Origin of the sequence: Sphingomonas sp. CCH15-F11, assembly GCF_001557005.1 — a bacterium.
Lineage (GTDB): Bacteria > Pseudomonadota > Alphaproteobacteria > Sphingomonadales > Sphingomonadaceae > Sphingomonas.
In genome coordinates, this window is sequence record NZ_LSKG01000035.1 from 1 (window position 1) to 11860 (window position 11860).

Sequence of the window (11860 nt, forward strand, 5' to 3'; positions counted from 1 at the left end):
GAAGCGGTCGATGGCGAGGGTGCCGACGGAGGTGGAGCGGCCGTCGGAGGTGGCGGGGAACGGTCCGCCATGGACCATGGCGGGTGAGACCTCGACCCCGGTCGGCCAGCCGTTGACGAGGATGCGGCCGACCCGGTGCTCGAGCCGGGCGATGAGGGGGATCGCGTCGGCGTGATCGGCGTCGTCGGCGTGGAGCGTGGCGGTCAGCTGGCCTTCGAGGTTGGCGATCACGTGCCCGAGTTCGGCGAGGTCGCGGCAGCGGATTACCAGCGCGGTCGCGCCGAACACCTCGTGCGCCAGTCGGGGGTCGGCGATGAAGGCGCCGGCAGCGAGCTCGAACAGCGCCGCGCGGCCCTGGGTCGGGCCGGTCTCGGCCAGGCCTTCGCCGGCGAGCCGCACATCGGGATGCGCGGCCAGTCGGGAGCGCCCCGCCTGATAGGCCTGGTGGGTGCCGGCGCTCAGCATCGTCTGCGCCGGGGCATTGGCGAGCGTTGCGGCCGCGCGCGCCAGGAACCGGTCGAGCGCCGGACCCTCGATCGCCAGCACCAGGCCGGGGTTGGTACAGAACTGCCCCGCCCCCATCGTCAGCGACGCGACGAACCCGTCGGCAATGGCATCGCCGCGCGCGGCGAGTGCTGCGGGCATCAGCACCACCGGGTTGATGCTCGACATCTCGGCATAGACCGGGATCGGCACCGGGCGGGCGGCGGCGACCTTCATCAGTGCGATGCCGCCGCTGCGCGAGCCGGTAAAGCCGACCGCCCGGATGCGCGGATCGGCGACCAGCGCGGTGCCGATATCGTGCGACGGCCCGCCCAGCAACGAGAACACGCCGTCGGGCATCCCGAGCGTCGCGGCGGCGCGCAGCACGGCGGTGGCCACCAGCTCCGACGTGCCGGGATGGGCCGGATGCGCCTTGACCACCACCGGGCATCCGGCGGCGAGCGCGGCGGCGGTGTCCCCGCCGGCGACCGAGAAGGCGAGCGGGAAGTTGGAAGCGCCGAACACCGCGACCGGGCCGACCGCAATCTTGCGCAGCCGAAGTTCGGGCTTCGGCGGCACGCGCGCCGGATCGGCGGGGTCATGGCGGCGCGCCTGCCAGCCGCCGTCGCGCACGGTCGCGGCGAACAGGCGCAGCTGCGCGGTGGTGCGGGCGCGTTCACCGACCAATCGCGCGGTCGGAAGCCCGGTCTCGCGCATGGCGCGTTCGATCAGCCCGTCGCCGAGCGCGTCGATCGCGTCTGCAATCGCCTCCAGGAACCGCGCGCGGTCTTCCAATGGCCGGGCATGATAGGGCAGAAACGCCGCGTCGGCGCACGCGCACGCATCGGCGACGTCGGCCAAAGACGCCACGCTGAACGCGCCATCCTCAATCGCCGCACCCGACGCGGGATCCCATGCCGCGAAGCGCGTCTCGCTCCACCGCGAAACCCCGCCGATGAACATCGCACCGGTGAGCTGGACAGCCTCCGTCAAGATCGATCCTTCCGAAACAGTTGAACACACTTCCAGGCTTGTGAATCTTCAGCCGGAGGCGAAGCTTTCCGCGACCTTCATATGCTGAAGAATGTCGTTCAGCGTGGCCAGGACGTGATCGCGCGCCACCCTGGCGGCACGCTCGCGGTCGCGGTCGGCAATGGCATCGGCAAGGGCGACATGTTCGCGGTGCGCAGCGTCGAGCCGGTCGGCGCCTAGCGGCCATTCGCGTCGCACCGCCGCCGTGATCGCATCGATCCGCGTCAACATTTCCTGCGCGACCACGCTGCCGTCGATCCCGTTGATGAGCTTGTGGATGGTTGCGTTCGCCTTCAGCCGCGCGTCGCGATCGCCGATGTCGATCGCTTGCCCGAACCGCTCGACCTGCGTGCGTAAGCGGCTGATGAATGCCGCGGAAGCTCGATCCGCGCACAGGCTGGCCTGCATACCCTCGATCGCGGCGCGCAGCCTGAGCAATTGCGCGAATTCCTCCGCGTCGATCCCGCGCACAACCGCGCCATGGTTCGGCTTGAGGGTGACGAGTCCCTCCGACTGGAGCTTCTGGAGCGCCTCGCGGATCGGTGACGGTGAAACGCCAAGGGCAACGGCAAGCTCAGGCACTTTCAGGCGATCGTTCGGCTTCAGCCGGCCCGCCACGATGTCACCACGCAGTGCCTCGGTCACGCGCAGATACATCGTCGCCGTCGTCGGATCGATCTTGCCCGCCCTAATACCCGTCATCGTTCTCTTTCCGTGTTTGCTCTGGACCGACATCCCGCTAGCAAGAGCATATAATTATATAGAATAGAATATCAAAGAGGGTTGGTCATGGTCGGCAAGCATGTTCTGGTCACGGGTGCCTCCGGGCGGATTGGCCGTCATCTGGTGCCTGCATTGGTCAGCCGGGGTCATGTCGTTGTCGCTGCCGATATCGAGCCGAATGCGGAACTGGCGGACGGCTCCGTCGCACAAATTCAGTTGGACATTACTGACGCGGCGGCAATGGAGCGAGCATGCGCGGACGTCGACACCATCGTCCAGTTGGCCGGTCACGCCGATGATGCCGAGTGGAACCTGCTTCACGATCGTAATGTCGCGGCGACCTTGACGCTATGCCGCGCGGTGCGGCCTGGCCAACGGATCATCTTCGCCAGTTCGTTGCATGCCGCCGGTTATGCACCCTTCGACATGCGGTTCGATCATCGGACCCCATCACCGGCGGATAGCCTGTACGGCGTTTCGAAGCTGGCGGCCGAGGCGTTGCTGACCCTGCATCATGCGCGCGGGGGCGGAGACGTCTACATTCTGCGCATCGGAACCTGTCGGCCCATCCCGATGACGGCGCGCGAGCGTGTGACGTGGCTCAGCCCCGCCGACTGCGTCCGGCTCGTCGACGCCTGTATTCGCGATCCGGCGGGTGGGCATCACCTCTTGTGGGGATTTTCGGCCAATGCCGCCGCAAACGTTGATCGTGATGCATGGTGCCGTGTCGGCTATAACCCGCAGGACGATGCGGCACGGTTCGAGCTGGCCGACGATGCCACCGATCAGGCGGGGACAGGGCGAGTCGGCGGCCGCTTTATCGCGGCAACCCCGAGAATCTAGGTCGATCCCGGCGGATGAATCGGGCGCTTTCCGGCCATTGTCGCTGCTGAACCGCTTAAAACGACCCGTCAGGATCGGCGATTGACAGCCCTTGAACGACTCTACATTATATATTCCATATAATAGTGGGAGCGGGTAGGATGATCTTTAGGGCACGGTTGCTGGCATCGACGGGAACGGCTTCACTCATGTTGCTGATGCTGACCGGTCAGGCGGCAGCGCAGGTTACGCCGGCCGATGAAACCAGTCCGGCCGACGTTCCCCAGGCGGAGGCCCAAACTGTCGACGACGATATCGTGGTCACCGGCATTCGCAGGTCGATTCAGGCGGCAATCGATACAAAGCGCGATGCGGTCGGCATCGTTGATTCCATTTCGGCACAGGACATCGGCAAGCTGCCCGACCAGAATGTCGTTGACAGCCTCAGCCGGATTCCGGGTCTGCAGATCACGCGCTTTCGGGGCGAAGGCGCGGATTTCACGATCCGGGGCATTTCGCTCAACAATACGCTGATCAACGGCCGAACGTTCATCGGCGCTAATGCGGGCAGCTCGGCTCGGCTCGACGTGATCGCATCCGACATCATCGCCGGCGTGGACGTGTACAAGTCGCCGACCGCCGACCAGATCGAGGGAGCGCTCGGCGGCACCGTCGACTTGCGTACCAAGCGGCCGCTGGACCTGCCCGACGGTACCGTGGCGCTGCGTGCCCAGGGTCAATACGGCGACCTGAACCGCAATCTCGGGTTCCGGGGCTCGGCGCTCTACTCAACCCGCTTCGGCGGCGACAAGCTCGGGCTGCTCGTCAATGTTGCCTATCAAGCTCTCGAGACCGAGCAGCAGCGGTTCGAGGTGGCGAACTATACCCGCGTCAGCGACATCGACGGCACGGGGGACGGGGTCAACGACGCCAATTTGTTCCGCCCGGCCCGCCTGCAGTTGATCCGCGTTCCCCGACGCGTCGAGCGGCTGACCTTCAACGGTTCGTTCCAGGCGAAGCCCACCGACGAGCTCGAGTTGCTCCTCGAGGGAACGTACAACAAGTTCGAGGCGAAGGGGCGGCCGGTCCACCAGCAAATCCTGTTGAACAGCAACGATGTCGGCGCGCGGATCGACGATGCCCGCACCGTCGTTTCGGGTACCTTCAACGGCGTCACGCTGCGGCCGTTGGTGTTTGAGGAAGAAGATGAATCGGATGTCTTCCAGATCGGTTCGCGCGCGATCTGGGAAAAGGACCGGTTGAAGATCGTGGCCGACGGCTCCTATGGCCGCGGCGAATCTCCGATCGACGCAGGCACGTTCACCTTCGTGATCGCCCCGCGTCCAGGCCGGACGGCAAATGTCACCTATGACTTCGCAGCGGGCACCGACTTGCCCAATTATGCGCTCACGTCGAACTTCGACATCAACGATCCCGAACAGTACCGCGTCGCATCGATCTCGGAAAACTCCAATATCATCAATAACGAAGGCTATGCGGGCCGCCTCGACCTCACCTACGACGCGGCGTGGGGTCCCCTCGCCAGCTTCGATTTCGGCTATCGGCACGAAGACCGCAGCTTCGACACGGCACGGCGGGTTCAGGCGATCACGCTTCCCGAGATCGCGGCGGTCGCTGATGCGAACCGCGATGGATCGGTCACGCCGGGTGAAATCCCCGCGCTCAGCTATACCGGCTTGCTCGACCGAGGCGTTTTTCCCGGGTCCAGCGGCGATTTTCCCAGCCGCTACCTGACCGGTCGTGTCGACGCCTCCGCGGCGCGGTCGTCCCTTGGCTATGAAGCCTCCCCGATCTCGCCGACCAGCGTCAGCCAGGTCACGCTGACCACCAATGCCATCTATGCCAAGGCCAATCTGAAGTTCGACCTGCTGGGCGTGCCGATGCGCGGCAATGTCGGCGCGCGCTACATCTGGACCAGCCGATCGTCATCCGGCAACGTCGTCTCCGGCGCTCAGGTCCTGCCGGTTACCTTTTCGACTGACTATACCGACTTCCTGCCGAGCGCGACGCTGGTCGCCGACCTGACCGACACGCTTGTGCTTCGCCTGTCGGCGGCACGCGTGGTGGCGTCGCCGCCGCTCAGCGACTTGTCCGCCGGCTCGGCGGTCTCGATCGTCAGCAATACCGGGACCGGGGGCAATCCACTGCTCGATCCGTATCGGGCAGAGCAAGCAGATCTGTCGGTCGAATGGTACTTCGCCAATGCGAGCCTATTGGCGGTATCGCTGTTCCACAAGACCGTCGGCTCATTCACCCGGTCGGTGGTGACATCGGAGACGATTCCGGGCTTCATCAACCCCAACGGCACCGGCAATGTCTTTCAGATCACACGGCCTGAAAATGGCGAGGACGGCAGTGTCAGCGGCTTTGAGGTGAATTACCAGCACGCCTTGTCTTTCCTGCCCGCACCGTTCGACGGACTGGGGGTCCAGGCCAACTACACCTATGCGGACAGCTCGACTCCGACACCGGACGAGCTGACAGGCAACACCTTGCCGCTGCCCAACCTGTCCACCCACAGCTATAGCCTGATCGGCTATTACGAAAAGGGCGCGGTCCAGGGGCGCGTCGCCTACACTTTCCGAAGCGACTATCTGCTTGCGATCCAGTCCGCGTCGCTCGGCGGCAGCCGTTATGTCGACAACCAGACCCAGCTCGATGCGACGCTCTCCTATAATCTGACCGACACGATCAAGCTGACCGTCGACGGCCAGAACCTGTTGCGGCGCCCCGAACGCCGCTTCGACGGCGTGTCCTCGCGGCTGAACTCGTTGCTGATCGATGACCGACGCTTCTTCTTTGGCTTTTCGGCGACGTTCTGACCGGGCGTGTCTCCCCAGCGGTAGCCGCACACGGCGATATCCGGGCCATGCTGGGCGAAAGCGCGGTGTGGCTGCCGGACCGCAACGCGGTGGCGTGGGTCGACATTCCCGGGGGGCTGGTCCACGTCACGGAGGCAGCGAGCGGTCGAACCCAGAGCGTGGATCTGGGCGAACCGGTCGGCGCGGTCGTCGCCGGACCCGGTGATACCCTGGTCGCGGGCGGCACGCGCGGCCTGTGGCAGATCGGAGGGGGCGAAGCGCCGCGCTTCCTGGGCGCGCCGCCGGGCCATTCGGCGGCGACGCACCGCTTCAACGATGCGACGACGGATCCGATCGGACGCCTGATCATCGGGACGCTGGCACTTGCACCGAACCAGGGCCAGCCGAGCGGCCGGCTTTATGCCTTTTGCAGCAGCGACGGCTGGCGGTGCCTGCTCGACGGGTTCCGGACGATCAATGGTCTCGCCTTCTCGCCGGATGGGCGTACGCTTTACGTGGCTGACAGCCATCCCGACGTGCAAAGGATCTGGACCACCGACTATAATGTCGTGACCGGTGCGATCGGCAGTCGTCATATGTTCGCTGACTTCAACTGTCTGGCGGGGCGGCCCGACGGTGCGGCGATGGACTCGCAGGGCGGATACTGGGTCGCCGCGACCGATGCCGGCCGCATTTATCGCTTCGCGGCGAACGGCATCCTAACCGACACGGTGCATTTGCCCGTCACCTGGCCGACGCGCCCATGTTTCGGCGGCGGAGTGCTACGCGACCTGTACGTAACAACCCGGCGCGGGCCCGGCGGATTGACGTCAGGTCCTCTCGATGGTGCGCTACTGCGTGTCGGTGTGGACTGGACGGGCGTGGTGATCCCGCCCTGGCGGGGATAACCCGACTGGCCGCGACGTCGCGCCTGCTCACTCGATGCGAATGACCTGCGCGGTAGCCCCCGCGACGCTCAGCGATAGCGAATTTCCTGACAGTGAAAGCGGGAGCCACTTCATGCCGTTCAGCTGGCCCTTCGCATCGACCTCGCCGCCGCCCAGCCGGACTTGGCTGGTGGCACGCAACCCATCTTTCCCCGCAACCTGAAGCGTCACGGACGATGCCGCCATATAGGTCGATCCGAGATCGATGACGATATCCTCGGCGGGCCGGGGTGCCGGATCGGCCACATTGATGACCACGATCGACAGCCTGGCCCCGGCGTCCTGCCCTTCACGAACCGCGAAGATTCGCAGGGTTTCCGGACCGGAATGGGTGACCGCCAAGTAGCGACCATCCGGCACCAGTCGCGCCGCGAGCATGCCGTAGAAGATCGGCTGCGCGATCAGCTTGCCCGCGACGGCGTCGGCGTCAGTCGCGGCACAAAACGGGGTGTACCAGCCATATCGCGGCTTCTCATCGCCGCACCGGCCGAGCATCGCGTGAAAATTCTGCCCGACAATGCCTTCCTGAACATTGAGCAGGATGGCGTCGAGCGCCCAAAGCGCCGAGGCCATCGTGTTGCTGACCCCGGCCTTGCCAGCACAGGACGCCGAATTGCGCTCATCGAATGCCGCCGGCACGCCCAGCCTCGCCGCATCGGTGTGCAGCCTGCGCGCCACGCGTCGCGTGCGCTCGCGCTGAACGGAAGAAAGAAGGATCGGGATCGTCGCCTGTTCCGCGTTCTCGCAGGCAGTGGCGGTGTAGTGATGGTAGGTGAGTGTATCGACTGAAGCGACGCCCGTTGCATCGCGCAGCGCTGCCTGCCGCTCGACAAAGCCTTCGTAGATCGTGGGTTTGATATTGTTGTGGTCGTCGATGGCGAAATCGGACGGGCCATAAAAGCGCATTCCGGGCACCCGCTCCACGATCGCCGAGCGAAACAGGTTCCAATCCTGCCAGTACAGGTCAATCTCGTCTGGCTGGTAGGAGCGGTCATGATTGCGGTCGTAGGTGAAGGGCTCGAGCGACGGCTCATTGCCAATTGCGACCGCGGCCAGGCTTTCGCCGAGTGCCAGCTTGGCATGGTGGACCATGTCTGCGGCGCGCTCGGGACTTTGGTTGCCACGGCGGTACTGGCCCAGATTGACGGTCAGGATGACCCGGTAACCGGTGCGCCTGACGAGCGTCGCAAGAGCCGCCATGCTACGCGGGGTCAGCCGCCCCTGTGACCAATCGGGATTGGGTTCGCCCGTGCTGGTCCAGAAGGTCAGTTCGCTGCCGATCCCGCCGATCCGGATCGTCGGGCTGTGCCCTGAGGACCGCATAGCCGCTGGCGCGAGCGTCGCAATGATCCGGGCAACCCCATCCTGTTCGAGGATATGTGGAACGCCGTCGCGGTCGATCAACCAGTAGGGGTTCAGCGACAGGTCGCCCTTGAATCCGGCGCGAAGACCTGTCGCCATTTGCTGGTCGATGCGGACGTGCACGGGCGGCCGTTCGCGCGCCGATATTATGCGGCTCGCCGGTGTCTGAGCTTCGGCTGCCGAGAGAATCAGCGGCAGCGCGAGAAGCGTGAGTGGATAAAGTCGCATCCGAACTTCCTGAGAAACTGGTTTCTTGAACACCATGCGTCGGCTGTCGCGTTGGCTTGCTTCAGGTTGCCGAGGCGCGAGTGGGCGCCGGAGAGGCTCCGCTCGCGCCGCGTCGCCGATAGGCAAGGAACAATAGCGTCGCTGCCAGCGGGTGCAGCAGTGCTCCGACGACGAACACCGGCGTGTAGCCATAGGTCTCCACCGCCGGGCCGACTGCGAAATTGAACAGTGCAGCGCCGACCGTCCCGACCGCGTTCAGGACGCCGACCGCCGTCCCGACCGCGCGACGCGGAAACAGCGCCGCAGCAAGGATGTTGGAGAGCGTGAGCCAGACCAGAGCCGCCGCCTGCACCACGGCAAACAGGGCCATCGCCGCCCAGATATTGGTGGTCAGCGGAATGATTGCGAACAGTGGCCCGACCAGAGCGACCAGTTGCATCGCCCGGACCCGCGCACGTGCCGGCTCCATGCCCGACTTGACCCACCGATCGGAAGCCTGGCCGACCGGAAACGCGAGCAGCGCCGCCGCAAGCGGTGGGATCCAGAGGAGCCAGCCCACCTCGCCCAGGGTCAATCCCAGCACTTCCTGGAAATAACCGGCCTGCCAATATTGGATGAAAAACCACAGCGGATCGCTGATCAGTCGCGCCGCGATCAGTCCCCACAGCATCTTGTTGCCCAGCACTTCGCGCATCGGGCTCAGGTCACTCGCCTGCTTCGCCGGTTCGCTCTCCCCATAATCGGGCGGGTTACGATTGGCGGCGTACCAGGCGAGCGCAAAGAGAATGCCGACCGAACCCGGCACGATGAAGCCGTATCGCCACCCATAGGTCAGCGCGAGCCACGCGATGACGGGCGGTGCCATGATCGGCCCCAGCGCCACCAGCACCGCGCGCAGCGAGTATGCGGTGGCGACCCGGGCGCGGGGAAACCACACCACCAGTGCCGCGATGGTCGCGGGCACGAGACCCGCCTCGGCCGCGCCGAGTACGGCCCGAAAGACCAGCAGTTCATGGTAGGAATTGGCGAGCCCGCTCATCACCGTCGCCGCCGACCAGATCAGGATGAATGCGGTCAGGCTGGCCCGGCTGCCGAAGCGATCGACCAGCCGCCCGCAGATCGGATAGAAAATTGCATAGGTGGTCAGGAAAATGCCGACCAGCACCGCGAACCGCGCGTCGCCGATCCCCATCTCGAGCCGCAGCGTTGCCTTCAGGACAGAGATCGCCTGACGGTCGATCATGCCCAGGATCGAATCGAGCGATGTCAGCGCCAGGATGACCCAGGCCATGGTGGGAACGATCGGCAGCGTGGATGTGTCGGGGTTCGGGTTGTCGCGCATGGCCCTGCTGCGTTCATCAACGGAATGAATCGATGCGGCCAGCTTGCCGTCGCACAGCCGGCGCGTCAACGATTATAGATTATATATTTCTGATTGACGAGCTGTCCGCCGCCTGACTATCAGTTGCCCAGTCACTTTGCTGAACAAAGGTCCAGACTTTCATGCCCGAGCGATCACAGGCGCTTGAAGCCGACATCGCGCAGCAACTTCGCCTGGCGTCCACCGCGACCTTGACGACGATCCTGTTCAACAAGGGCCTTCGCAACGTGTTCATGCAGGGGGTTCGGCCGGTTCAGCCCGGGAAGGCGCGCATGGTCGGACCCGCCTACACGTTGCGGATGATTCCGTGCCGTGAAGACATCGACAGCCTGTTCGAACGCGATAGCCGCACGGATCTTCAACGCGTCACGACCGAAACCGTCCCCGCGGGGGCGGTGCTGGTGGTCGACTCGCGCGGTGACGCAGCGGGTGCCTCGGGCGGCGCACTGCTTGCGCTGCGCATGCAGGTACGCGGCGTCGCCGGCATCGTCACGGACGGGGGCTTTCGGGACTCGCCCGAAATCGGAATGCTCGACATGCCGGCGTTTCACTCGGCCCCCGCCGCGCCGCCCGTGGTCGTCCGCCATCATCCGGAGGATGTCCAGCTCGCCATCGCCTGCGGTGGGGTGTCGGTGCGCCCCGGCGACATCATCGTCGGCGATGATGAGGGAATCGTGGTCATCCCGCGCGCGATGGCGGCGGAGGTCGCGCGATTGGCCGTTCGCAAGGAGGATGTGGAGGACTTCATCGCCGTCGAACTTCGCGCGGGGCGGCCGGTCACCGGCCTTTATCCGCCGGATGATGCCGCGATGCGGCAATATGAAGCCTGGGTCGAACGCGGCAGACCCGGCTCGCAACATTTTCAGGATGAGTCTGTCGTATGAAAATTACCGGAACACGGGCACGTTGTGTCGCTATTCCGCTCAGCGCCACGTTGCGGTCGAACACCGGCGTCCATCCCGGCTATTTCGTTCGCACGATCATCGAGATCATGACCGACGAAGGGATCACCGGGCTTGGCGAGGTCGGCGGCGGCGACCAGCGTGCCGCGTTCGAGCGGCTGGCGTCGCGGATCATCGGCCATGATCCCTACCATATCGGCGTGATCAAGCAGCGGACGCTGCGCAACACCTATTTCATGCCCAACGCGCGCATCTATGCGGCGATCGAGATGGCGCTGCTCGACATCCAGGGCAAGGCGACCGGGCGATCCGTGTCCGACCTGCTCGGCGGCAGTCTGCGCCAGCGATTGCCGTTCATCGGTTATCTGTTCTGGCGTTATGACCGCCCCGGCGGCGGCGACGACGCCGATCCCCAGGACATCGCCGATCATTGCGAGGAACTGGCGGAGACGCTCGGCATCCGTTCCGCCAAGCTCAAGGCAGGGGTGATGGCGCCGGAGGAGGAAGCCGCCGCGATGGAGGCGTGCCGCGCGCGCATGGGCGACGCCTTCAACCTGCGCATCGATCCGAACGGCACCTGGTCGGTACCGACCGCAATCGCCATCGGGCGGCGGCTGGAGCGGATCAATCTCGAATGGTATGAGGATCCGGCGTGGGGGATCGAGGGTCTGAACGCGGTTCGCCGCCGCGTGAACATTCCGATTGCGACCAACATGTACCCCGCGCGCTTCGATGATCTCGGCCCGGCGATCCGCCGCGATACGGCCGACCTGATCCTGACCGACATCCATTATTGGGAAGGGCCGCTGGGCGTGCGCGACCTGTGCAATACCTGCCGGACCTTCGGCGTCGGCGTGGCGATGCATTCCGGCACCGAGTTCGGCATCGAGCTGGCGGCGATGCTCCACACCGCAAGCACCATTCCCGAAATGGTCGTCGCGGGCGACGCGCATTATCATTATCTGGAGGACGACATCATCGCCGGCGGCAAGTTCGCCTATCGCGACGGCATGATCGACGTCCCGGCCGGACCGGGCCTCGGCGTCGCACTCGACGAGGAAAAGATGGCGAAGTACGCGCGTCTGTTCGAGGAGAAGGGCGACTTGTATGATCCGGGCCTTGTCAAGTTCGCATTGAACGGTTCCTTCTGTTGACGGG

At 65.1% G+C, this 11860-nt stretch carries 9 protein-coding genes; 5 read left to right on the forward strand and 4 right to left on the reverse strand.

Annotated features, from left to right (window positions below; all coding sequences use genetic code 11):
- Window positions 1–1446: aldehyde dehydrogenase (NADP(+)) (locus tag AX709_RS03600; protein ID WP_066546904.1), on the reverse strand; the 1446-nt coding region annotated here is incomplete at its 3' end.
- A 78-nt stretch (window positions 1447–1524) separates the two neighbouring features.
- Window positions 1525–2217 carry a GntR family transcriptional regulator gene (locus AX709_RS03605; protein ID WP_197419031.1) on the reverse strand — a complete coding sequence of 231 codons (693 nt, stop codon included), beginning with the start codon at window positions 2215–2217 and terminating at the stop codon, window positions 1525–1527.
- An 87-nt stretch (window positions 2218–2304) separates the two neighbouring features.
- On the opposite strand from AX709_RS03605, the gene AX709_RS03610 reads away from it, so the two are divergent.
- From AX709_RS03610 to AX709_RS03620, 3 genes are all read left to right on the forward strand, one after another.
- Window positions 2305–3081: an NAD-dependent epimerase/dehydratase family protein gene (locus AX709_RS03610; protein WP_066546914.1), complete on the forward strand. Its 777-nt coding sequence runs from the start codon at window positions 2305–2307 to the stop codon at window positions 3079–3081.
- Window positions 3082–3221: 140 nt separating this feature from the next.
- On the forward strand, window positions 3222–5903 hold the full coding sequence (locus tag AX709_RS03615; RefSeq protein WP_082731612.1) for a TonB-dependent receptor: 2682 nt from the start codon (window positions 3222–3224) through the stop codon (window positions 5901–5903).
- 47 nt (window positions 5904–5950) lie between these two features.
- On the forward strand, window positions 5951–6790 hold the full coding sequence (locus tag AX709_RS03620; protein ID WP_066546920.1) for an SMP-30/gluconolactonase/LRE family protein: 840 nt from the start codon (window positions 5951–5953) through the stop codon (window positions 6788–6790).
- Window positions 6791–6817: 27 nt separating this feature from the next.
- Here AX709_RS03620 and AX709_RS03625 read toward each other — a convergent pair whose 3' ends face one another.
- Window positions 6818–8455, reverse strand: a complete 1638-nt coding sequence (locus tag AX709_RS03625) for a hypothetical protein (RefSeq protein WP_156454139.1) — start codon at window positions 8453–8455, stop codon at window positions 6818–6820.
- A gap of 25 nt (window positions 8456–8480) precedes the next feature.
- Window positions 8481–9761, reverse strand: a complete 1281-nt coding sequence (locus tag AX709_RS03630) for an MFS transporter (protein ID WP_156454140.1) — start codon at window positions 9759–9761, stop codon at window positions 8481–8483.
- Between the two features lie 161 nt (window positions 9762–9922).
- Between AX709_RS03630 and AX709_RS03635 the strand changes: the two genes are divergently transcribed.
- The gene (locus AX709_RS03635; protein ID WP_066546926.1) at window positions 9923–10684 is read left to right on the forward strand and encodes a ribonuclease activity regulator RraA; all 762 of its coding nucleotides are present in this window, start codon (window positions 9923–9925) and stop codon (window positions 10682–10684) included.
- Window positions 10681–11856 carry an enolase C-terminal domain-like protein gene (locus AX709_RS03640; protein ID WP_066546928.1) on the forward strand — a complete coding sequence of 392 codons (1176 nt, stop codon included), beginning with the start codon at window positions 10681–10683 and terminating at the stop codon, window positions 11854–11856. Before AX709_RS03635 ends, AX709_RS03640 begins: the two co-directional genes overlap by 4 nt.
- Window positions 11857–11860 lie beyond the last annotated feature (4 nt).